This is a genomic window from Mycobacterium sp. PTI7 (genome assembly GCF_056679845.1).
Window position 1 is genome coordinate 5,938,095 of the sequence record NZ_CM155252.1, and the last position, 22,833, is coordinate 5,960,927.

The window sequence follows — 22,833 nt, forward strand, 5'->3', positions numbered from 1 at the left end:
CATGGTGACGCTGCCTGGCGGCGGAACCAACGAGTACCTCCGCTACGGCGACAGCTTCCACAAGCTGGCCGACGGCTCACTCGAAGTGATCCGCACCGGCGTCAAAGAACACCTCCGCTACGCGGCAGGCTCCTGGGCCGACGTCGAGGGTGACGAACGGACCTGGAAGAAACGCTTCACCTGGCGCTGATCAGCGCGTGCTGTAGGACGTGAGTTCGTCGACGAACCCGGGCGGAAACCGCAACGTGCCCTTGTGTGTTCGTCGAATGAATCCCGCTGCGGCGCGGGCCGACAGCGGCTTGCCGGGGTGCTGCAGGAAGTCCTGCAACGGCAGCCGGGGCTGCCACTGCGGCCACGGTCCCACGTCGGCCGAGTGGACGACACCGTCGAGATTCGCCCATGCCGCCCGGCGCGGCCACCTGTCGGCGGCCCACGGTTGGTCGTCTGCCTGATAGTCACCGGGCTCGCGCAGCCGCTCGCCGATCCACGTCGCGACCGGCACGCTGACCGAGTTGCCGACCATCCGCCAGCGTTCACCGCTCTTCGCGACCTCGTCGGCCGGTGCGGTCCAGTCGCTCGGAAACCCTTGCAGCCGTTCGGCATCCCGGATGTCGGGCGTCACGTACTCGCCCGACGGCAGGCGGATGGCCGGTGGCGACGCGACGCCTACCGACGACCCGCACTTGATCGGCGGCACCGCGTCGACGGCCCAGCCGAACGAGCGCATGCCCTCGGTCCAGTAGAAGCCGCACGCCACGTCGGGATAGGTGGCCGGCTGCTCGGGCTTGTCGGCGTCGTCGGCCAGCAGCACGTCGCGGGGATCGCCGTCGCGGCTGGCCACCAGGTACCACCGGTTGCGCCGCTGCGGCAGGCCGAAGGCGTTGGTGTCGACGACGCGGTACGCCCACCGGTAGCCCAGCCCGGTCAGTGACTCCGTCACCATCCGCAGCGCCGCACCGCGGTTGAGCGACATCAGGAAGGGCACGTTCTCCAGCACCAGCCAGGGGACGTCGGCACGTTCCGCCAGGCGCAGCGCTTCGCCGACGAGACTGCTTCGGGCGCCATCGATTCCGGCCTTGCGGCCGACGCTGCTGAGGTCCTGGCAGGGGAAGCCCGCGACGATCAGGTCGGTGCCGCGGGGGAGTTCCCGGACTTCGCGCACGTCCGCCTTTAGCTCGGTATCGGGGAACCGGCGGCGCAGCACGTGCGCGGCGGCGGGGTTGTTCTCGACCAGCAGCGCGGCGTGGTGGCCACCGGCGGTCATGCCGAGTTCGAGTCCGCCGATGCCCGCGAACAAGCCGGCGACGGTGAGCGTCACCGCAGCCATTCCAGCGCGACGGCGTAGCTCAGCCGCGACGGGACCGCGTTGCCGATCATGCGGGCCAGTGCGGTGCGGCGGTGCACGCCGTCGAAGCTGAACCAGTCCGGAATGTACTGCAGCCGTGCGGCTTCGTGGGCGGTGATGGTGCGGCGGAGGCTCGGGTGGACGTTGCGGCCCATGCACATGCTGTAGAAGCCGGTCGTGACGGTCTGGGCCGGCCGGTCCCAGGCGAGACGGCCGTAGATCGACTTGTAGCTGTGGCCGCCGCCGGCGTGGCAGGCGGGTCGCTCCTCGTCGGGAAGGTCGAACCGGTCGTGGTCGAAGAGGTGGTCGATGCGGCGGCGGGTATCGGCGGCGGACTGGGCGGCTGCGTCGATCAGGCCTGTGCCGTCGGCGTTCTCGAGGTCCTGGAAGGCCCACGCGACGGTGCGTGTGTGGCGGCGGTGACGTTCGACCACCTCGGCGGGGGTGACCGATCGGGTGCGACTGGCCATGAGGATTAGGCGGCGGCGGGTCTGCGGGACGCCGATCTCGCTGAGGTTCACCACGCCGGTGCCGACGTCGTAGCCGAGGGCGGTGAGGGCGTCGGCGGTGCGCTGGACGACGGCACGGCGGTCGTTGACGGCGCCGGGGACGTTTTCGATCAGAACGTGCTCGGGGGTGAACACCTCGGCGGCGCGAACCATGGTGCGGTACAGCTCGTTCTTGTCGTCGATGTGGCGGGTGCGGTTGTTGAAGTCGCTGTGCCCCTGGCACGGTGGGCCGCCAACGAGGACGTCGACGTCGCGGTGCTGCCTGGCCAGCAGGCGCTCGGCGGGGGTGAGCGCGCTGCCGACGGCGCCGGGCAGCAGGTCTTCGACGTCGGTGCGCAGCGCGGCGGCGGTGGGGAAGTTGGCCGCGTAGGTGGCGGTGGCGGTCGCGTCGAGGTCGACGGCCAGCAGCGGCCGGAAGGGTCGGTTGAGGGCGCGGGCCGCCTCGGCGAGGCCGATGGACAGGCCGCCGCAGCCGGCGAACAGGTCGATGGTGCGGACGGGCCGGCGCGTACCGGTGGCGGCCGGCGCCGTCGTGCTGCGCAGCCAGGCGCGTTCGGCGTCGTCGGCCGACGCGGGGCCGGTGTGTTCGTCGGGGGCCGCGGCGAGCGCGCTGGTGACCGTGCGGCCGTCGCCGAGCGTCAGGATCCGCTCGAAGGCGCCGTTGCGCGTCCGGAAGCGCTCGAGTCCGACGGCGGCGTCGGGCCGACGGTCGGTGACGAGGTGCGCGGTCTCGGGCATCCCCGCGATCCTATTTCGCATGCAGTCGCCGGTGGTGCGGCGCGCCGTTCGTACGCTGGGGGTATGGCCGAGTCGTGGGCGTCGTCGCCGGAGGCGCGAGCGCGGATGCAGTCGAACAAGAGCCGCGACACCAAGCCGGAGCTGGCGCTGCGGTCGGCGGTGCACCGGCTGGGTCTGCGGTACCGGGTGTCGGCGAAACCGCTGGCCGGACTGCGCCGCACCGCCGACCTGGTGTTCCCGCGGGCTAAGGTCGCCGTCTTCCTCGACGGGTGCTTCTGGCACGGCTGCCCCGAACACCACACCGTCGCGGCGGCCAACGCAAAGTTCTGGCGGGACAAGGTCGAGGGCAACCGGGCCCGCGACCGCAACACCGACGAGCGGCTCGCCGAGGCGGGTTGGGTGAGCGTGCGGGTGTGGGAGCACGAGGACGCCTCGGAGGCCGCGCAGCGGGTGCGCGATGTGGTGCGGGGGAGGGCTCGGTAGGCGGCGTCTGCGGTGCGCCGTTCGGCGAGGGTTGTTCGAGTGCCCGCCTCTGAGCGACAAGTCGCGACAATCGGTAGCGGCGCCGTCGTGAGTGGACCGCGGCGGTGCCGTGCCCGAGGCTAGGTACCAGTCCGCTTTCGACGGGGACGTCCCGAGGGAGTCATGACGGCGGGTGGAGCCAGACCGGCGGGAAGCTGACGTCCAGCCGGATGCTGCGCTTGAATCCGGCCCACGTCGGGACACCCGTCGGCTGGCCCCGGTAGAGCCCCCGGGCCGCCGCGACGACGCGTTCCCGCTGTGTCGGCCACTGGATCTCGGCGGCGATCTGATCGAGCACCTGCAGATCCCGCTCGAGCGTGCGATCGACCAGTTCGATCGCCGGCAGCGCGCCACTCTTGTCGCCATTGCATCTCGTGCAGGCCAGAACCAGGTTGGCCAGACCGTCGATGCCGACCAGCGACCAGGGCAGCACGTGGTCGACGGGATTGTCGTCGGGAAGCGTTGCAGTGCAGTAGAAGCAGCGGGCTCCGAAGGCCTCCTTCAGCGGTCCGCGGACTGCGGCGAGTCCCGTGCGCTCGCGCCCGAACAGGTGGCCCGCGACATCCGGGACGCGTTCGTCGAGGAACCTGTTCATCCTCCGCACGTCGTCGACCCACATGATCTCGAGTGCGGGCTTGAGCAGGCCGGCCAACCGCGCGAGGCCATGGGCCACGCCTTTGTTCAGAGTGATGGCATCGCCATGCGCGTGCAGACGCCTACGCGTCACGTCCTCGCCGAGGAACGAGTCGTCGTACAGGAACGGGTCGCTCGTCGGGGAGCCCGGGAGTTTCTGCAACCGCGGCAGTGGCTGCTTCGCCAGTGCGATGGTGATCTTCTCGATGGCCTGCTCGTACGCGGCGGGCGCGCGAAGCATCGCCACCTCCAACGACAGACCGGTCTGTCCGGCGCCTGCGGCTGCGCGCAACGACTTCGCGGCCTCGGTGATGCGACCCGTACTGCCGCGGACCTGGACGAGGTCCTGGCCGTCGAACGTGCGGACCTGTCGCCAGTAGGTCGCCAGTACCCGATGGGCGAGATCCGGGATCGGAACCGAGAGCGTGTCGTCGACGCGTGCGGGCAGGTTCTCGATGCAGTGTTCGATCAGCGCCAGCAGGAGGGCCAGCTTGTAGGTGGCGGTGCGTTGACCGGTCTCCAGGATGGCGACGATGCGTTGACCCAGGAGCAACGGGTCGAGCGACGCGTCAGCCACCCGTCGATTATGCCGACGTCGGCGCCTCGATTGTCGCGAGTTGTCGCTCAGAGGCGGGCACCCGCGACGCCTACTTCAGCCGCACCAGCCGCGTCGTCGAACTCTCGTCCAGCTCGACGACATCGGTTCGCGAGCGCAAGAAGTCGCTGAACGACCGGAAGCCCAGGGACTTCTCACTGAACGACGGGTCCATCCGCTTCATCTGCGCCTTGACCGCGGAGTTGTGCAGCCAGTCGGCGTCGTCCTTCTCCAGACCGATCTGCAGCGCGCGCTGCAGCAGGTTGGTGGCGGCGGTCTGCGGGTCCGGCTGCTCGGGCTCCTTGGGCGGGCCGGCGGCCTTGCTGCTGCGCCGGGCGACCCGCTTGCGCGGCGCCTTCTCCTCCGGTTCGTCGGGCTCGTCCGACTCATCTTCCGTGGCCACTGGCTCCGGCTCGAACACGGGAACGCCGGGCAGCGCGTCGTAGATGACGAAGTCGTCGCACGCCGCGGCGAGCGACTTGCTCGACGAGCCGGCCACCCCGATACCGACCACGTAGCGGCCGAGACGCTTGCAGCGCTGCGCCAGTGCGATGTAGTCCGAGTCGCCCGCGACGATCACGACGTGCGTCAGGTCGGGCAGCCGGAACATGTCCTCGACGGCGTCGACCGCCAGCCGGATGTCGGCGCCGTTCTTGCCGTATGCGGCGGCCGGGAAGAGCTGGACGAGGTCGACGGCGCGGCCGACCAGCTGGCCGCGGTAGTCGGCGTTCACGCCTGCCGACCAGTCGGCGTAGGCACGAGTCAGCACCAGCGTGCCGAACGACGAGGCGAAGTCGATGATCGCGCCGACGTCGACGGTCGCGCGCTCCAGCCGCTCCGGATCGAGGCCCTTCGCCTTCGACTTGTCCTTCATGAAGGAGCTGCGGCCGTTCACCTGGTCGTACCGCGAGATCACGATGTTGTCGAAGTCGAGATAGACCGCGACGCGGGTGGCACCGGATTCCGTCATGGGGTCAGTCTGGTCCATCGCATGTGTGGTTGACGAACCCATGGAGATTGTCGACATGGCTATCGTCCGGTTTCACCGCAGCCGTGTTAACCAGTGAACACGGCTGAATGGTCGCCGGAGGATCGAATTCGATTGACAGGAGTCCGAGTCGTACTGAGCGGGATGCAACCGATCCGCCCCAAAACGACTGTCGCCTCTCTCTTCCCGGCTCGAGTGCACATCACAGAAATTCGTGTGAGCGAAGTTCACCATTCCTACCGACGGAGATCAGCCGTCTGTGGTACTTATCTGATGGCACTCGGGGGAGTTGCCATGCACTAGGGGGAGAAAATGTCAGCACGTCATCGCGCCGTCATTCAGGCGAAGCGCAAAGCCGCAAAGAAATCCGGTCGGCACCACGCTGCGCCGCGCAGTTCGGGCGCCTACGCATGGTTGGGCGCGGGAGCGATCACCCTCGGTGTCGGCGCCGCGCTGGCCACCGGAACGGGGGTCGCCCACGCCGACGACACCGGAGGAAGCGCCTCGTCCGGCGACAGTTCGTCCTCGTCGAGCAGTGCCGCGTCGAGCAACGCGTCGCCGAACAGTGGACCGTCGGCCGACGGGCCCTCTGCGACACCTGCCGGTCAGAAGGCCGAAGACAGCAAGGACTCGGATTCGTCAGGCAACACCACCCGGCACGAGTCGCCCAAGACGACCGTGTCCTCGAGCGGGGGAAACACGTCCGGCAGGGACGAGTCGCGCGGAGCTGACGACGACGCGGCCAAGGACGCGGTCGCGAAGACCACTGCCATGACCACGGCGGATGACGCGGACGCCACGTCGGCGTCCGCGCAGGTGACGTCCGACGGCGGTGCGCCGTCGACATCCGCGGTCGAGGTCACGCCTGCGTCGTCGTCGCTGCCCGCAGACCAGATGAAGCCCGCGGATCAGACGCCGCCCGCAGACCAAACCGAGCCGGAATCGCCTGCCCTGCCGGCACCGCTCGTCGCACCCGCGACAGACACGACACCGGGAACGTCGCTGCGAGCCGCGGCACCGGCGGCACTCGCCGCGGCGGCGGTCGCCCAACCAACCGTCGTCGCGACCATTCCGATCAGCACGGGGTCGTTCCTGATGCGCCCGGACGGTCGCTACGCGTACATCGCCAACCTGGACACGGGCGCGGTCGACGTCCTCGACGTCGCGACGAACCAAGTGGTGCAGAGCATCCCGGTCGGTGACTTCCCCGGCAACGCGGTGATCCGGCCGGACGGCACCCGTGTCTACGTCATCGACTACGGAAACGAGGGAACCAACTCGCTCGCGGTGATCGACACCGCCACCAACACCGTGGTCGCCACCGTCCCGCTGGCGCCTGACGCAGGCTCGATCACCGTCCGACCCGACGGTGCCCGCATCTACGTCACCAACTACGACGCCAACACGGTCACGGTGATCGACACCGCGACCAACCAGGTGAGCGGCACGATCACCGTGGGGGCCAACCCGTTCTACACCGAGATCAGCCCGGACGGAACGCGCCTCTACGTCGCCAACGAGGGGCCCAACACGATCTCCGTCGTCGACACGGCCACCAATCTGGTCGTCGGGACCATCTCGGTCACCGACGCGGAATCGGTCGGCATGATCGCAAGCCCCGACGGTCGCCGCCTCTACCTCGGCAACTTCGAAGATGGCACCGTGCGAGTGGTCGACACGACGACGCTGCAGACCATCACCACCATCACGGTCGGCGAAGGCCCGTCGGGCCTCGCGTTCAGTGCCGACGGAGCACGTCTCTACGTCGGCAACTTCGACGCGGGCACCATCTCGGTGATCGATACGGCGACCAACACCGTGATCGCCACCATCCCCGTCGGCTCGGCCCCGGGCAGCCTCAACCTGGTGCCCGGCGGCAGTCAGCTCTACGTCAGTCACTACGACGACGGCTACCTGTCGATCATCGACACCGCCACCAACACCGTCGCTACGACGGTGACGCTGGGCGGACCCGATTCGGGGACGGGGTACGTCACGTTCACCCCGGACGGCAAGCGGGCGTACGTCGTGAACTTTCAGGCGGCCACCGTCTCGGTGATCGACACGAACCTCACCGGCGGCGGCACCACCAATCCGGGCGGCGGTTCGACGGGCAACCCGTTCGTCGACGCCATCAACAGCTTCGCCCAGGTGGTCGGCGGCCAGATCGCGGCGATCGCCAACACGCTGACCCAGACGGTCAACACCCTCGTGCAGTCGTTCGTCGGTGCGGCAACGGCAGTGATCCAGACCGTCAACGCGATCATCACTCGGGTTGCGACGGACACGATCTGGACCATCCTGGCGGCACTCGGCATCCAGCCGCCCGTGCAGGTCGGTTCGGCGGTCGGCGACGTGGTCCGCACGATCTAGTCGGTCAGACGGTGGCCTCCGCGGACGTCTGCGGGGGCCATCGTCGTGTCCGGATCAGTCCCGCTCGTCGGGCGCGTCCACACCCTGACGCAACTGCGCCTTCCGGACGGCCTCGTCGACCAACCGCTCGGCGATGACGTGCAGCTTCACGTTCTCGGCCTGGCTCATCTTCGTCAGCCGCGCAAACGCGTCGTCGGTGCTGATGCCCGACCGGCTGCGGACGATGCCGATCGCCTGGTCGATGACGGTCCGGCTCTCCAGCGCGCGGCGCATCCGCTCGGTGCCCTCGCGGGCCGTCGCGAGCAGCTGTGCGTTGTAGATCGACACGGCCGCGGGCGCGGCGAACTGCTCGCCCACGCCGACGGCGTGCTCGGCGAACACGTCACGCTCGCGGGCGTAGGAGTTGATGGCACCGATCACGCGGTCGCCGACGATCATCGGCAGCGCGAGCACCGAGTGCACGCCCATCCTGGCGACCGACCCACGCAGCCGCGGCCATCGGTCATCGCTACCGATCGAGCCGCTGACCGCGGGCCGACGCGTCTGCATGCAGGTGACGCACGGCCCCTCCTGCAGCTTGTTGTACTGCAGGATCTCGATCTCGCGCACGAATGCAGGCGTGGCCGCCCACGCGTGGGCGCGCGGCGACCCGCTCACGAACTCGACGAGCGTCACCCCCGCACCGTCGACGCCGGGAATGGCCGTGACCGCGAACGCCGCCACGTCGGACAGCAGGTCCTCGACGCTGCGCGCGTCGGCCACGACCCGCGCGAGGCTGCTCAGCCCGTGCTGGAGGTCGACCTCGTCGGCGTGCGCCTGCTCGGCCGAGACGTCGCACGCCGGCGGCGCGTCACGGCCCGGCTGTGCATCGAACTCGGCCATGGTCCTCCTACACGTGCACGCGCGCCCCAACTTACTCGGCGCACCACGTGGCGAAGAGGCTGTTGCGTAAGGCGCCGATCAGGACACCAGCGGCACGGCGTGCGCGCGGCGCAGCTTGCCCGACGGCGTCTTGGGGATCATGCCGGGTTCGAGGACGACGACGTTGCGCGGCCGGACGTCGACCTCGGCGACCACCTCGTGCGCGACGGCCTTCTCGATCCGCCGCACCTCGACCGGGTTCTCGTAGTCCTTCGACTCGACCGCGACCGCGAAGCTCTCGCGCGACTGGCCGGCGTCGAGGCGCACCGCGACGGCGCAACCTGCACGAACACCGTCGACCCGCGCCGCGGCCCGCTCGATGTCGGTGGGGTAGACGTTGCGGCCCGCCATGATGATGACGTCCTTGACGCGACCACACACCACGACCTGATCGGTCTCGGTGAGGTAGCCGAGGTCGCCGGTGTCGTACCAGCCCTGCTGATCCTGTGCCGCAACGAAACCCGCGACGGTGGTGTATCCGGCGGTCACCGGCTCGCCGCGGACCTGCAGCACGCCGACGGCGCGCTGCGGGAGGACGCGGCCGTCGTCGCCGACGACGCGGATCTCGAGACCCTTGAGCACCCGGCCCAGCGACACCAGGCGACGGGTGTTGCCGCGGGTGGCTGGGATGGCGCGGCGCAGCGCCGACAGCAGATCGGCGTCCACCTCGTCGACGACCATGCCGCCGCCCGACTCCGAGAACGCCACGCCCACAGTCGTTTCCGCCATGCCGTACGCGGGCACGATCGCCTCGGGTCGCAATCCGAACGGTGCGCCCGCCTCGATCAGGTCTTCGACGTCGGCGGGTTCGACCTGCTCGGAACCCGACAGCGCCCACCGCAGGCTCGACAGGTCGAACTGGCCGGGCGTGGCCTGGCGGCGCAGTCGCTTGGCGAACAGGTTGTACGCGAAGTTAGGGGCGGCCGTCATGGTGCCCTTGTACTTGTCGATCAGCCTGGCCCACAGCAGCGTGTCGCGCAGGAAGTCCATCGGCGTGACCTTGACCAGCTCGGCGCCGAAGTACATCGGCACGGTCAGGTAGCCGGTGAGGCCCATGTCGTGGAAGCACGGCAGCCAGCTGACGATCACGTCGGTCTCGGAGTCGAAGTCCGCGCCGATGAACATCGCCTCGGCGTTGCTCACGACGTTGCGGTGCGTGATCTGCACGGCCTTCGGCGAACCCGTCGACCCGGAGGTCAGTTGCAGGAGCGCGATGTCGTCTTCGTCGGTCTCGATGGGGTCGATCGGATCGGCGGCCAGCAGGTCGGCGATGGTCACGACGTTGAGGCCGAGCTGCTCCAGCAGCGGCGCTGCGGGCATGAACGGATCGGAGACGACGACGGCCGAGGCGCGGATCATGCCGATGACGGCAGTGGTCTCTTCGGCCCAGCGCTCGAGGTTGGTGCGGGGGGTGGGCTGGTGCAGCATCGTCAGCGACGCGCCGCGCATCCAGATGCCCTGTGCGGTCGGTGCGATCTCGACCGGTGCACCCGCGAGGACGGCGACTGCGTCACCGTGGCCGACGCCGGCCTTCGCGAGCCCGCCGGCGATCCTGCGCGCGCGCTCGTGGACCTCGGCCCAGGTGTGCCGCACGGGAGCGTCGGGCTCGCCCGTCACCATGCCGCGACGGCTGGACAGGGCGTTGGCGAACATGGTGTCGGTGAAGCGGCTCACGAGACGACCTCCACTGCCGAGTAGGGGGCGTTGCTTGGCGACGCGTACGTCACAAATCTGGTAGCCAAGGGACTCCGTCATTCAGGCACAACCGTACGAAGGTCGGCCAAGTCCGTGAGCAGTGCTCTCGGCAGGGACGTATGACGTCGCCGCCGTGACGGGTCCGGGTGGCTGTGTTGTCAACCGGCTATGACGGTACCGCGCCCTGGGGCGCGGACCCGCCAAACGGCGGTGCACGACGTGGACACGGTTCAGTGTCGTTTGGAGATCGGCGCCGCGACTTTGCTGTGGCGTCGCCATGACCTGCGACGTTGGCGGCGCAGACCGGTGGTGTCGCTCCCCGGCGCGTCATCATTCGTTGACGCGCCGGCGCCCGGTAATGCCCAGATTGCCCTCGCGATCACGCGCTCAGGCCGTGAGCGTGCGTGAAGTCGGGTCTGGGCCCGGCGTGTCGCCCGCAGACACGCACGCTCGCCGGAGGAGTGCCGGAGGAGGTGAGGGGGCGGGGACGGGCGGCGCATTTCGATCAGCGGGATTCGAAACGGGCGCCACCAGGGGCGGGTGGCGCAATGGCGCCGACGGCCGCTCGAACAGCAGGTCGTCGGCACCGGCGACCGGCGCAATCGCCCCCACCGCAGCCGACGCCTCGCCGGCGTGACAGGCAGCGCCAAAAGCGACCGATACCGTCCTGACCAGGTCAGTCACGCCACCGACAGCCCTCAGGAGGTGACCATGGCCCAGCTCGACCCGTCGGACGAACCCACGCCCATCCGCCGACCCCGCGCGGACCAGGCGCGTCTCGTCGCCGACGTCCTGCGCCATCAGATCCACGCCGGCGGGTACACCGGCGGGCTGCCGTCGGAGCAGGATCTGGCCGACGAGTACTTCGTCTCCCGCAACACCGTCCGCGAGGCACTCGCCACCCTCAAGGACGAGGGGCTGATCGACCGCGGCCCGCGGACCGGGACCCGCGTCGCCATCCGCAAGTACGACCACGGACTCGACGCCCTCACCGGTCTCAAGGAGACGTTCAAGGGCTACGGCGAAATCCGCAACGAGGTCCGCGCCACCATGACGGTGTCCGCCCCGCCGAGCGTCGCGAGCAAGCTGAGCCTGAGCCCCGGCGAACCCGTCGTCTTCATCGAGCGGCTGCGCTACCTCGGCGACCTGCCGCTGAGCCTCGACATGACCTACCTCGCGCGCGACATCGGCGCCCAGGTCATCGAGCACGACCTCGAGACCAACGACGTCTTCGCGCTCATCGAACACGTCACCGGCCGCCGTCTCGGCAACGCCGGCCTCGCCGTCGAGGCCGTCCCCGCCGAGCCGCACTCGGCGGCCCTCCTGCAGGTGCCCGACACCGCGTCGCTCCTGCTGCTCGAACGCCTCACCCACCTCGACGACGGCCGACCGGTCGACCTCGAGTACATCCGCATGCGCGGCGACCGAATCACGTTGCGTGGCAACCTAGTCAGAGGAGAATGACATGGCCCAGGTCAACCAGCGGGTCGACGTGCCCGTCACCATCGACGAGTCGCTCTGCATCGAGGGCTGCACCCTCTGCGTCGAGATCTGCCCGCTGGACTCGCTGGCGATCAACCCGGAGAACGGCAAGGCCTTCATGCACGTCGACGAGTGTTGGTACTGCGGACCCTGCGCAGCGCGCTGCCCCACCGGCGCCGTCACCGTCAACATGCCCTACCTCATCCGCTGAAGGACCTCCCGTGAAACGCACCCTCGCCGTACTGCTCGCCGCTGCGACCGTGACCCCACTCGCCGCCTGCTCGCTCGACTCGCGGTCGCAGGCCGACGACACCGTCACCGTCGTCATCGGCTACCAGTCCAAGACGATCAACACCGTCACCGCCGGAACACTGCTAAAGGCCAAGGGCTTCCTGGAGAAGCGCCTCGACGACCTCTCCAAGACCTCCGACGTTCGATACGACGTCCAGTGGCAGGACTACGACACCGGTGCCCCGATCACCGCCCAGATGGTCGCCGAGAAGATCGACATCGGCTCCATGGGCGACTACCCGCTGCTCATCAACGGCTCCAAGACCCAGGCCAACGAGCGCGCCCGCACGGAACTGGTGTCTATCACCGGCTACAGCCCCACCGGATCGCTCAACATGGTGGTCGTCCCGCCGGACTCGCCGGCGAGCAGCATCACCGACCTGAAGGGGCAGAAGGTCTCCGCCAGTGTCGGGTCCGCGGGTCACGGCACGCTCGTCCGCGCACTCGACAACGCGGGCATCGACCCGAAGACCGGCGTCGAGGTACTCAACCAGCAGCCGCAGGTCGGCGCGTCGGCGCTCGAATCCGGCCAGGCGCAGGCACTCTCGCAGTTCGTCGCCTGGCCTGGCCTGCTCGTATTCCAGGACAAGGCCAAGCTGCTCTACGACGGCGCCGAGGGCGACTACCCGACGTTCCACGGCGTCGTCGTCCGTCAGACCTACGCGACGCAGCACCCCGAGGTGCTCGACGCCTTCCTGCAGGCCCAGCTCGACGCCACCGAGTTCCTCAACCAGCATCCGCTGGAGTCTGCGCAACTGGTCGCCGAGGGCAGCGGCCTGCCACAGGAGGTCGTCTACCTCTACAACGGGCCCGGCGGCACCAGCTTCGACACCACGCTGAAGCCGTCGCTGATCGACGCCTTCAAAGGCGATGTGCCGTACCTGAAGTCGATCGGTGACTTCGCCGACCTGAACGTCGACGGCTTCGTCTCCGACACCGCGCTTCGCAAGGCGTTCGCCGACCGCGGCCAGGACTACGACGCCGCGCGCGGAGCCACCGCCAACCCGTCGGCGCTGACCGGTCAGGACCCGGTCTGCCGGACCGCCGTCACCGACCCGAAGCTGGCCGGTGAGCTGTGGGTCGACGGCAGGGACGCCACCCAGCCCGCCGCGAACCCGGGCTGCCTGCTGCGCGCCGTCCGGGAGGCCACCGCCCGCGGCGACCGGATCCGCGCCGCCTACGTCCCCGACACCGAATTCGGCACCCGCTGGTTCGCCGACAAGTCGATCTGGGTGCGCGACGGCGCGAACTACCTGCCGTTCGGCACCGCCGCCGGTGCGGGTCGCTACACCGCCGGACATCCCGGCGCGGCCGTCGTCGACTACCAGCAGGCGCTGGCGGGTGCGGTGTGACCGCCGCACCCGTCGTGCTGACGGCGGCCGCACCCGCCGTCGCCGCGCCTCCCGCCCCGCGGGCACGTCGACGGTCGTGGCCGGCGTGGCTGGTCCGCGTCGCCTCCGTCGCGGCCGCCATCGCCCTGTGGCAGCTGTTGACGGCCAACGACGTTCGGCTGTGGCTGCGGTTCGACACCCTGCCGACCGTCACCGAGATCGTCGGCGCGTTCGGCGCCAGGCTCGGCACGGAGGACTATTGGCTCGACCTCGGCCAGTCGCTGATCCGCATCCTCACCGGCTTCGCGCTCGCCGCCGTCGCCGGCGTGATCACCGGCATCCTGCTCGGCCGGTCGGCGCGGTTCGCGAACGTCGTCGGCCCGCTCACCGAATTGGCGCGACCCATCCCCGCCATCGCGATCGTCCCCGTCGCGATCCTGCTGTTCCCCACCGACGAGGCGGGCATCGTGTTCATCACGTTCCTCGCCGCGTACTTCCCGATCATGGTCAGCACCCGGCACGCCGTGCGCGCCCTGCCGACGCTGTGGGAGGACTCGGTGCGCACACTCGGTGGCAACCGTTGGGACGTCATCACGCGAGTCGTGTTGCCCGGCATCCTGCCTGGCGTGTTCGGCGGCCTGTCGGTGGGCATCGGCGTCGCGTGGATCTGCGTGATCTCTGCCGAGATGATCTCGGGCCGTCTCGGCGTCGGCTACCGCACGTGGCAGGCCTACACCGTGCTGGCCTATCCCGACGTGTTCGTCGGCATCATCACGATCGGCATCCTCGGCTTCGCGACGTCGGCGGCCATCGAACTGATCGGCCGACGCGTCACCCGTTGGCTGCCCCGCGGACAGGAGGCCCGGCAGTGACGGGAATGGATCTGCGGCTGCGCGACGTCGTGCTCAGTTACGGCGGAGCGCCCGTCGTCGACCGACTCGACCTCGACGTGCGACCCGGCGAGATCCTGGTGCTGACGGGGCCGTCCGGCTGCGGCAAGTCCACGGTGCTGCGTGCGCTCGCCGGTCTGCTGCCGCCCGACGGGGGAGAGGTGCTCGCCGACGGCCACCGCGTCACCACCACGTCGCGTGACCGCGCAATGGTGTTCCAGGACAACGCACTCCTGCCGTGGCGCACCGTCCGGTCCAACGTCGAGCTGGCGCTGAAGCTCGCCGGCCGACCCCGTCAGGGCCGCCGCGCCGAGGCGGCCAAGTGGATCGCCGACGTCGGCCTCACCGGCTTCGAGTCCTACCTGCCCAAGAGCCTGTCCGGCGGGATGCGTCAACGCGTCCAACTCGCCCGCGGTCTCGCCGGGGCGCCGCGCGCGGTGATGATGGACGAGCCGTTCGGCGCGCTGGACACCCAGACCCGCACCACGATGCAGCGCCTGCTCGTCGACACCTGGCGAGCGCATCCGACGACCGTCGTCTTCGTCACCCACGACGTCGACGAGGCACTGCTCATCGGCGACCGCATCGCCGTCCTCGGCCGCGCCGGCCAGCCGCTGCGAACGCTGCTCGACGTGCCGTCGCCCCGCACCCCCGACGTCGACCGCACCGCTCTGCGCATTGACGTCATCACCGCCCTCGATCACTCGGAGTTGACCGTCTGATGCAGATCCCCGATATGGACGACGCCATCCGGCTCGACACCGACGTGCTGGTCATCGGCGGTGGCACCGCGGGCACCATGGCCGCGCTGACCGCCGCCGAGAACGGCGCCCAGGTGCTGCTGCTCGAGAAGGCCCACGTTCGGCACTCCGGTGCGCTCGCCATGGGCATGGACGGCGTCAACAACGCCGTCATCCCCGGTAAGGCCACGCCGGAGGACTACGTCGCCGAGATCACCCGCGCCAACGACGGAATCGTCAACCAGCGCACCATCTATCAGACCGCAACCCGTGGTTTTGCGATGGTGCAGCGGCTCGAGCGGTACGGCGTGAAGTTCGAGAAGGACGAGCACGGCGAGTACGCCGTCCGGCGCGTGCACCGCTCCGGGTCCTACGTGCTGCCGATGCCCGAGGGCAAGGACGTCAAGAAGGCGCTGTACCGGGTGCTGCGGCAGCGGTCGATGCGCGAGAAGATCCGCATCGAGAACCGGTTCGTGCCGGTGCGGGTGCTGACCGACGACGACGGGCGCACCGTCGGCGCCGCCGCCCTCAACAGCCGCACCGGCGAGTTCGTGGTCGTCGGCGCCAAGGCCGTCATCCTCGCCACCGGTCCGTGCGGACGCCTCGGCCTGCCCGCGTCGGGCTACCTCTACGGCACCTACGAGAACCCGACCAACGCCGGCGACGGCTATTCGATGGCCTTCCATGCCGGCGCCGAACTGTCGGGCATCGAGTGCTTCCAGATCAACCCGTTGATCAAGGACTACAACGGACCCGCCTGCGCGTACGTCGCCAACCCGTTCGGCGGGTATCAGGTCAACGCCCAGGGCGAGCGCTTCGTCGACTCCGACTACTGGTCCGGCGCGATGATGTCGGAGGTCAAGAACGAGATCGAGTCGGCCCGCGGGCCCATCTACCTCAAGGTCAGCCACCTGCCCGACGAGACGCTGTCCACGCTCGAGGGCATCCTGCACACCACCGAGCGGCCCACCCGCGGCACGTTCCACGCCAACCGCGGCCACGACTACCGCACCCACGACATCGAGATGCACATCTCCGAGATCGGGCTCTGCAGTGGGCATTCCGCATCCGGGGTGTGGGTCGACGAGAACGCCCGCACCACCGTGCCAGGGCTCTACGCGGCGGGCGACCTGGCGTGCGTGCCGCACAACTACATGATCGGCGCGTTCGTCTACGGGGAACTGGCCGGCTCGCACGCGGCGTCGACACTCGACGACGCCCCCGCGCCCGGCGCTCTGCCCGCCGATCAGATCGCCGCCGCCCACGACCTGATCTACCGCCCGCTGCGCAATCCGGACGGGCCGCCGCAACCCCAGGTCGAGTACAAACTACGCCGCTTCGTCAACGACTACGTGGCGCCGCCCAAGACCGCCGCCAAGCTGTCGCTGGCCGTGCAGACCTTCGACCGCATGCGCGACGAGGTCGCCGGCATCGGCGCCACCACCCCGCACGAGCTGCTGCGTGCGGTCGAGGTGTCGTTCATCCGCGATTGCGCCGAGATGGCGGCCCGCTCCTCGCTGACCCGGACCGAATCGCGGTGGGGGCTGTACCACGATCGCAGCGACATCCCGGATCGCGACGACGTCGACTGGCGCTATCACCTCAACCTGCGCAAGACCGCCGACGGCGACATGGAGTTCTTCAAGCGGCCCGTCGCGCCGTACTTCGTCCCCGTGCCGGGCCTCGACGACTTGCCCAGTGGCGAGACCGAACCCATTCACGTCCAGCAGCCGCCGTTGGTCGGGGGTCAGGCGCCGGCCTCGGAGGTGTCGCGGGTGATCGACGCTGCCACCGTCGAGCCACCGTCGCCGCGCATCGCCGCCGTGCTGGCCCTCGACGAGCCGTCCATCGGCGACCTCGCGCCCTACCTCGGCGACGAGGATCCCGGCGTCCGGCGGACCGCCGTCGACGTCCTCACCGAGCACCTGTGCGACGGCTACGGGCCGGCATTGTTCGCGGCGCTCGACGACCCGGCCGTGGAGGTCCGCCGCCTCGCCGCCGATGCGATCCGCGAACTCGTCGAGGTGCTGCCCGCTCCGGAGGCGCTGCGGCCGCTGGTGGACTCGGGCGACGCGGTCGTGCGCGGCGCCGTGCTCTACGTCGTCAGTTCGCGTCGCGTGGGTGAGCCCGCGAGATACCGCGACGCCCTCGCCGACCCCGACCACCGCGTCCGCATCGAAGCCGTCCGCGCGCTGGTGTCGGTCGACGACGCCGACGGCGTGGCCGACGCCCGCGGCGATGCCAACCGCGAGGTGCGCATCGCCGTCGCCAACGGTCTGGGAACCCTGCGCAGCGGCGTCGACACCGTTCGCGAACTCACCGCCGATCCGGACCCCCTGGTGCGTGCGGCGGCGCTGGCGGCACTGGGATCCGTGGGGTGGGAGGACGCCGACGTGCCCGCCGTCGAGGGTGCGCTCGTCGCATCGGCCTGGCAGATCCGCCAGGGGGCCGCGCGTGCCCTGGCCGGGGCGCCGTCGTCGTCGACGGCCGTCCCGCCGCTGTCCCGGGCGCTGGGAGATCCCCACCTCGACGTGCGCAAGGCGGCGGTGCTGAGCCTGACCCGCTGGGCGGCGTCGGAGGACGCGGCGCGGGTGGCGTTGACCGGTGCGCTGGACGACGGGGACGCCGACGTGCGTGCCTACGCCCGGCAAGCACTCGCCGCTGTGACGTAGCTCACAATCGGCGTACGCTGGGGTGATCTTCGGAGGGAGACACCCATGAAGGGCGCACATCGAGATCCCGTCGACCATTCGCGCACGTGCCAGCAGCATGCGGGCGAGTCGTTCATCGACACGCTCTGGCTGCCAGGCCTGGTCCTGATCATGGTCGGCACGGCGCTGATCGCCGGAACGGTCGCGGCATCCGCATACGGGCGCACCGATCTGGTGATGGCGCTCGCGCTGATCGCCGGCGCGCTGGTCACCGCGGGCGCGATCCTCGTCGCGCTCGAGCATCACCGGGTGAAGCGCGTCGAGCAGCAGTGGGACGCCGACCACCCCGCGCCGCACATCCGCGCGTAGAACGACCCGCTACGTCTCCACCGTCGCGCGCAGCCACGTCATGATGTCGCGCGTCGGCCTGTCGACGATGTCGGCGAACTCAGGATGCGCCTTGACGTACTTCGCGACCATCGGGCACACCGGCACGATCCGCAGACCCTCCGCGCGCGTGACCGTCAGCGCCTCGGCGATCACGATGGTCGCCAGGCCCCGGCCCCCGTACGCGTCGTCCACCTCGGTGTGGAAGAACACCCGCTGGGCGTCGCGGTCGACGAAAACCGTTTTGCCTGCGGCCTTCCCGTCGATGGAGACGGCGAAGTCCTCGGCGTTGCGAACGACGGACACCGGCGCACCCGTCTTGTCGGTCAGCGTCATGGCACCCTCCTGCTGCGTACGATCGACTCGACTGTAGCGATCCGGAGGCCGTGGTGGACATCGAGCACGTGTACATCGACAAGCAGAGTCCCGACGCCTATCGGGCGTTCGTGGGCGCTGCGACGGCGGTCGGCAAGACGGCGGCGGACGCAGGCATCGAGAAGGCCCTCGTCGAACTCGTGAATGTCCGGGTGTCCCAGATCAACGGCTGTGCGACGTGCCTGGAGCTTCACCACCGCAAGGCGGTCGCGGTGGGTGTCACGGAGAAGCAGCTGGCGACGCTGTCCGTGTGGCGGGACACCGAACTGTTCAGCGAGCGCGAGCAGGCGGCGCTACGACTGGCCGAGATCACCACCACGCTGCCCGACCACGACACCGCCGAGCGCGAATACGGCCGTGCGCGCGAGGTTCTCGGCGACGACGAACTGTCGGCCGTCATCTGGGTGGCGACGGCGATCAACGCCTTCAATCGCGTGTCGATCCTCAGCCGGCATCCGGTCAAGCCTTAGCGGTCACAGTCCGGATCACGACGGTCGTCGTGATCCGCGTGAACCCGCCCCTGCGGTCGACGGACTCGAAGACGAGGTCCTCGGTTCCCGCGGTGGTTTGCGTGGGTGAGTACGTGTAGGCGGCGTACAACTCGGTGCCGTCGCCATACCTCTCCACGAAGTCTCGGGTCAGGGTGCCGGTCGTCGGTTTCGGATCGATGATCGCCGTGACGCCGTCATTGTCCTTCGCCGTGACGTAGAGCTTGACGATTCGGCTCGGCAGCGGGCCCGAGTTGGTGATCGTCAGCGCCGGACCGACGTTGGTCGGCGACGGCCCCGGCGGGTTGTACACCGGTGGGACGTAGGGCGGCGGGGTGTAACGGCCCGGTACGAAAACCAGAGCCGGGATGCTGTTGAGGCCGCCGTTCCCGTCCGTCAAGGTGAAGAAGACGTTGTCGAGCCTGTTCGTCGAGGTGGTGTTGGGGCTCGGGACGTAGTCGTAGACCGCTGTTGTGACTCCGTTGGCGTAATTGGTGGAGATCAGCGTGCCGCGACCGCTGATCGCGACGACGTCACCGTCGGGGTCGGACGCGCGCACGGTGATCCGGGCGACGCCGTCGGTGGTCGATACGTCGAATGTTGCGTTCGGCTGGCGGTTGCCGTCGACCCCGACTGTGGCGATCGCCGGCACGGATCCGCCGAACTCGTCGGACACGGTGAAGTCGAGCTGCCGGAAGAGCGGAGTGCCGGTGTTGGCGACGGTGGCACGGTCGATGTCCGATGCCGTGTAGCGGTAGGTCGCGGTGGTGACACCGGACGCGTCCGTCGTGGACGACACCAGCGAGAGTATCCCGCGATAGCTGTTCGATTCCGGCGGCGTGATGGTCACCGGGTCGCCGTCGGGGTCCTTTGCGGTGATCGTGACGATGACGACGCCGCGCTTCGTGGGTTCGCTCGCGAACACCGTGACCTCGGGTGCCCTGTTGGCCACGGCGGCGGGTTCGATCGCGACGGTGATGGTGATGGACGCACCCGTGCCCGCCAGGAATGCGTACCCGTCGGTGGCCGTCACGGTGAACGTATCGGTGGTGGGGCCGCCGCGCGCCGCGGCGACGCGTGCCGCTTCGGTTGGGGTGTAGATGAATTCGCCGGTCGTGATGGCGCCGCCGGTGGTGGTGAGCTGGACGCTGCCGTGCGCGGGGGCGGTCGCGGTCAGGGTGACCGGATCGAGTTCGGAGTCGGTGAACTCGACCGTGCCGGTGACGACGCCCGCGGCGTCGGGCAGGTTGACGTTGCTGCCGAGCGGGATCGGTGCGAGGTTGGTCTTGTCGATCGTCACGCTGACGGGGACCGTGAGGGTTCCGCCGAAGCCGTCGACGACCGTGAACGTGGCGGTGTCGGTGGTGACGTCGGCGCCGGCGCCTAGCTTGGCTGCGGCGTGCCGTGCGTCGGGCGTCGGGGTGTAGGTGAACCGCCCCGACGAATCGACGGTGAAGGTGCCCTTCGACGTGGTCACCGTCGCGGGCGTGTAGGCGAGGGTGTCACGGTCGGCATCCGTGACGTTGAGATTGCCACTGATCTGTCCCGTGGTGAAGTTGGTGGACGAGATGGTGACGCCGGTGGTCGACGGCAATGCGTTGGCGCCCAACACCGAGACGGTGACGGTGCTGGTCGCGGTCGCGCCGAACCGGTCGGTGGCGACGACGGTGACGACGTCACTCACCGGGTTGGCCGCGGCGGCGTGGCGGGCGTCGTCGGTGGGCCTGAAGGTGATCTGTGAGCCGTCGACGGTTACGGTGGCGGTGCCGCTCGCGGCGGTCGCCGTATAGGTCAGCGTATCGCCGTCGGGATCGGTGGCGCCCGCAGCGAGGGTGACCGCGCCGGTGGTCGGGTCCACGCTGGTGACCCGCGGCGGCGTGCCGAACACCGGAGCGCGGTTGGTGCCGGTCACGGTGACGGGGACGACTGTGGTGATCTGGCGCTGGCTGAGGAAGCCGAAGAGGTGGAACCCTGCGCTGTCGTCGATGACGACGGTGAACGAGTCGGTGACGCCGGCCTGCTCGACGCCGCCTCTCGGGGTGTAGACGTACGTGCCGTCGGCGTTGACGACGACGCTGCCGGACGTGGGCTGCGCGGTCACCGTGTACGTCAGCGGATCCCCGTTGGGGTCAACGGCGTTGAGGCTTCCGCTCACGATCCCGCCGGGGCTGGTCTGCCCCGTCTGGCGAGGGTTCGCCGTCGGGGTGGCGTTGAAGAGGAAGTTGTCGATCCGTCGGTAGAACGCGATGAGCAACTCGAACACCGGCGCGGGGGTGACGGGGTTCAGCGGCGAACCGGCGAGTGGACCGGCCAGCAGGCCCAGGAGCCCGACGACGATGCGGGTCGGGGCGAGGAGCAGCGTCTCGATGGGGCCGGCCGGGACGGTCGACATGGAGGGCGCGGGCGTGGCGTCCTGCGTGACCACCGCGACGGCGAGCGGATTGGCCTTCGCCGTCGCCGTCGCCGTCGCCGTCGCCGTCGATGCCGCCGTCGACGGCGTGACGCGGGCGCGCTCCGGGGCAGCGGATACGGCTACGGCCAGCTTCGCGGGCGCAGACTCGACGGTGGGCGTCGTCCCCTCGGACCCGTCCGAGCGTTCGACGACGTGGATCTCGGGGGCTGAGGGAGTCGGGGTGGGGGTCGACACCGGCGGCGGCGTTGCCTCGACGGTGGGTACCGCTGGCGTAAGAGCGTGGGTCGGGTCCGGTGTCGGAGCCGGATCGTCCACTGGGTCAACGGTCTTCGTCTCGGCGCCGGTCGCCCGGTCCGAGGTCAGGGCGCCGCCGGAGCTGCTGACGGTCGACGATGGCGATGCGTCGTTATTCGAAGTCGAGCCGGAGGTGGAGGTCGACGTCGAACCGGTGGTCGATGTGCCGGTGGTGGTCGGCGGAGCCGTCACCTTCGGGTCCGTGGCCGATGCGCTGGCGTCGGAGGACTCCGAACCGGACGGGCTGTCGGATGCGGACGCGGGTTCGGCCGACGCCACTCCCGCACCGACCGTCGCCGCCCAGCCCACGCCGAGTGCGACTGCCAACGTTCCGACGCGACCCACGTACGCGCTGTGCCCCATGACGTTCCTTCGGTTGCTCGACGTTGCGCAAAACAACCAGTTGTCGCGTCCGAGGGGTGCGCTGCCAGTTTGCTTGGCAAAATAGAAACACGAGCGTTTACGTAGGTCAAGCAAAATTGACGGAGAGTTGTCTTCGGTGGCTACGGTCCGATGCGTCCCGGCTCGACCACGTGCGCGTCAAGCCCTGGCCGGCATCCGCATGGAGCCGGGGGCGAGTCGCTCCGCCAGGCGGACGATCGGCTTCCGCAATCTCAGGACTGCGGCGACGTCGCCTTCGATCAGGGCTTGGGTGACGAGCGTCGAGACGGTCGCCACCAGGGCCTGGCATGCGAACACGTCGGTCTTCGTCCGTGCTCTGAAGGTGGCGGCAACGCGGTCGACGAATTCCTGCTGCATCCGCAGGCGACGACGCATCGCCTCTGGGCCGGCTGCGTACACCTCGACGAGGTAGAGACGGCTCGTAGAGGGATTCGAGACGATCGCGTCGAGATACTTCACGAGCATCGCATCGAAGCGCTGCATGGGTGTGCCTGAGAGCGGTTCGCTCAAGATCGTGCTGAGTATCCGCTTCTGCAGGCTGGCGTACCCCGCCATGAAGCAATCCTGCTTGGACTCGAAGTTCTCGTAGAACGTCGGCCGCGACACCTTCGCGTGGCGCACGATGTCGGAGATCGTCGTCTCGGCGTACCCCTTGTCAGTCATGACGACGGCGAGTGCCTCGAAGATCCGCCGCCGCTGATCTGCGGCGACTTGATCGCGGGTCAGGTTGTGGCGTCCCGCGGGAAGTCTCTCGACCACGCGACGCTCCT

Annotated in this window: 20 protein-coding genes; 11 read left to right on the top strand and 9 right to left on the bottom strand. The window is 69.4% G+C overall.

Features of this window, described 5'->3' with window-relative positions:
- Position 1: 1 nt before the first annotated feature.
- Positions 2-190 (top strand): hypothetical protein, encoded by a 189-nt coding sequence (locus AC1MEY_RS28550; protein WP_480231712.1) that lies wholly within the window; start codon positions 2-4, stop codon positions 188-190.
- On the opposite strand, the gene AC1MEY_RS28555 is transcribed toward AC1MEY_RS28550, so the two are convergent.
- Together AC1MEY_RS28555 and AC1MEY_RS28560 are read right to left on the bottom strand one after the other, a co-directional pair.
- Positions 191-1,327 (bottom strand): DNA cytosine methyltransferase, encoded by a 1,137-nt coding sequence (locus tag AC1MEY_RS28555; RefSeq protein ID WP_480228684.1) that lies wholly within the window; start codon positions 1,325-1,327, stop codon positions 191-193.
- Positions 1,315-2,592: a DNA cytosine methyltransferase gene (locus AC1MEY_RS28560; protein WP_480228685.1), complete on the bottom strand. Its 1,278-nt coding sequence runs from the start codon at positions 2,590-2,592 to the stop codon at positions 1,315-1,317. Before AC1MEY_RS28560 ends, AC1MEY_RS28555 begins: the two co-directional genes overlap by 13 nt.
- 63 nt (positions 2,593-2,655) lie before the next feature.
- Between AC1MEY_RS28560 and AC1MEY_RS28565 the strand changes: the two genes are divergently transcribed.
- Positions 2,656-3,075, top strand: a complete 420-nt coding sequence (locus AC1MEY_RS28565; RefSeq protein WP_480228686.1) for a very short patch repair endonuclease — start codon at positions 2,656-2,658, stop codon at positions 3,073-3,075.
- Between the two features lie 160 nt (positions 3,076-3,235).
- On the opposite strand, the gene AC1MEY_RS28570 is transcribed toward AC1MEY_RS28565, so the two are convergent.
- On the bottom strand, positions 3,236-4,324 hold the full coding sequence (locus AC1MEY_RS28570; RefSeq protein ID WP_480228687.1) for an HNH endonuclease: 1,089 nt from the start codon (positions 4,322-4,324) through the stop codon (positions 3,236-3,238).
- Positions 4,325-4,394: 70 nt separating this feature from the next.
- Complete coding sequence (locus AC1MEY_RS28575; RefSeq protein ID WP_480228688.1) at positions 4,395-5,312, bottom strand: NYN domain-containing protein; 918 nt, start codon at positions 5,310-5,312, stop codon at positions 4,395-4,397.
- Positions 5,313-5,642: 330 nt separating this feature from the next.
- On the opposite strand from AC1MEY_RS28575, the gene AC1MEY_RS28580 reads away from it, so the two are divergent.
- Positions 5,643-7,703, top strand: coding sequence for a YVTN family beta-propeller repeat protein (locus tag AC1MEY_RS28580; protein ID WP_480228689.1), 2,061 nt, complete (start codon positions 5,643-5,645; stop codon positions 7,701-7,703).
- A gap of 54 nt (positions 7,704-7,757) precedes the next feature.
- On the opposite strand, the gene AC1MEY_RS28585 is transcribed toward AC1MEY_RS28580, so the two are convergent.
- Complete coding sequence (locus AC1MEY_RS28585) at positions 7,758-8,585, bottom strand: GAF and ANTAR domain-containing protein (protein WP_480228690.1); 828 nt, start codon at positions 8,583-8,585, stop codon at positions 7,758-7,760.
- Positions 8,586-8,663: 78 nt separating this feature from the next.
- Positions 8,664-10,298: a fatty acyl-AMP ligase gene (locus tag AC1MEY_RS28590; RefSeq protein ID WP_480228691.1), complete on the bottom strand. Its 1,635-nt coding sequence runs from the start codon at positions 10,296-10,298 to the stop codon at positions 8,664-8,666.
- A gap of 732 nt (positions 10,299-11,030) precedes the next feature.
- On the opposite strand from AC1MEY_RS28590, the gene AC1MEY_RS28595 reads away from it, so the two are divergent.
- From AC1MEY_RS28595 to usfY, 7 genes are all read left to right on the top strand, one after another.
- The gene (locus AC1MEY_RS28595) at positions 11,031-11,783 is read left to right on the top strand and encodes a GntR family transcriptional regulator (protein WP_480228692.1); all 753 of its coding nucleotides are present in this window, start codon (positions 11,031-11,033) and stop codon (positions 11,781-11,783) included.
- 1 nt (position 11,784) lies between these two features.
- Positions 11,785-12,012: a 4Fe-4S dicluster domain-containing protein gene (locus tag AC1MEY_RS28600; RefSeq protein ID WP_003928504.1), complete on the top strand. Its 228-nt coding sequence runs from the start codon at positions 11,785-11,787 to the stop codon at positions 12,010-12,012.
- Between the two features lie 10 nt (positions 12,013-12,022).
- Positions 12,023-13,444 carry an ABC transporter substrate-binding protein gene (locus tag AC1MEY_RS28605; RefSeq protein WP_480228693.1) on the top strand — a complete coding sequence of 474 codons (1,422 nt, stop codon included), beginning with the start codon at positions 12,023-12,025 and terminating at the stop codon, positions 13,442-13,444.
- Between the two features lie 89 nt (positions 13,445-13,533).
- Positions 13,534-14,295 (top strand): ABC transporter permease, encoded by a 762-nt coding sequence (locus tag AC1MEY_RS28610; protein ID WP_480231713.1) that lies wholly within the window; start codon positions 13,534-13,536, stop codon positions 14,293-14,295.
- Positions 14,296-14,300: 5 nt separating this feature from the next.
- Positions 14,301-15,035, top strand: a complete 735-nt coding sequence (locus AC1MEY_RS28615; protein WP_480231714.1) for an ABC transporter ATP-binding protein — start codon at positions 14,301-14,303, stop codon at positions 15,033-15,035.
- A complete protein-coding gene (locus tag AC1MEY_RS28620) occupies positions 15,035-17,725 on the top strand; it encodes a fumarate reductase/succinate dehydrogenase flavoprotein subunit (RefSeq protein WP_480228694.1) in 2,691 nt (896 codons plus the stop codon). Before AC1MEY_RS28615 ends, AC1MEY_RS28620 begins: the two co-directional genes overlap by 1 nt.
- 45 nt (positions 17,726-17,770) lie before the next feature.
- A complete protein-coding gene (usfY, locus tag AC1MEY_RS28625) occupies positions 17,771-18,073 on the top strand; it encodes a protein UsfY (protein ID WP_480228695.1) in 303 nt (100 codons plus the stop codon).
- 9 nt (positions 18,074-18,082) lie between these two features.
- On the opposite strand, the gene AC1MEY_RS28630 is transcribed toward usfY, so the two are convergent.
- Positions 18,083-18,427, bottom strand: a complete 345-nt coding sequence (locus tag AC1MEY_RS28630; RefSeq protein WP_480228696.1) for a GNAT family N-acetyltransferase — start codon at positions 18,425-18,427, stop codon at positions 18,083-18,085.
- A 53-nt stretch (positions 18,428-18,480) separates the two neighbouring features.
- Here AC1MEY_RS28630 and AC1MEY_RS28635 point away from each other — a divergent pair, with 53 nt between their 5' ends.
- On the top strand, positions 18,481-18,936 hold the full coding sequence (locus tag AC1MEY_RS28635) for a carboxymuconolactone decarboxylase family protein (RefSeq protein ID WP_480228697.1): 456 nt from the start codon (positions 18,481-18,483) through the stop codon (positions 18,934-18,936).
- Here the strand turns inward: AC1MEY_RS28635 and AC1MEY_RS28640 are convergent.
- The gene (locus AC1MEY_RS28640; RefSeq protein ID WP_480228698.1) at positions 18,926-21,988 is read right to left on the bottom strand and encodes an Ig-like domain-containing protein; all 3,063 of its coding nucleotides are present in this window, start codon (positions 21,986-21,988) and stop codon (positions 18,926-18,928) included. The genes AC1MEY_RS28635 and AC1MEY_RS28640 overlap by 11 nt on opposite strands.
- 213 nt (positions 21,989-22,201) lie before the next feature.
- Positions 22,202-22,822 carry a TetR/AcrR family transcriptional regulator gene (locus AC1MEY_RS28645; protein WP_480228699.1) on the bottom strand — a complete coding sequence of 207 codons (621 nt, stop codon included), beginning with the start codon at positions 22,820-22,822 and terminating at the stop codon, positions 22,202-22,204.
- Positions 22,823-22,833: the final 11 nt, after the last annotated feature.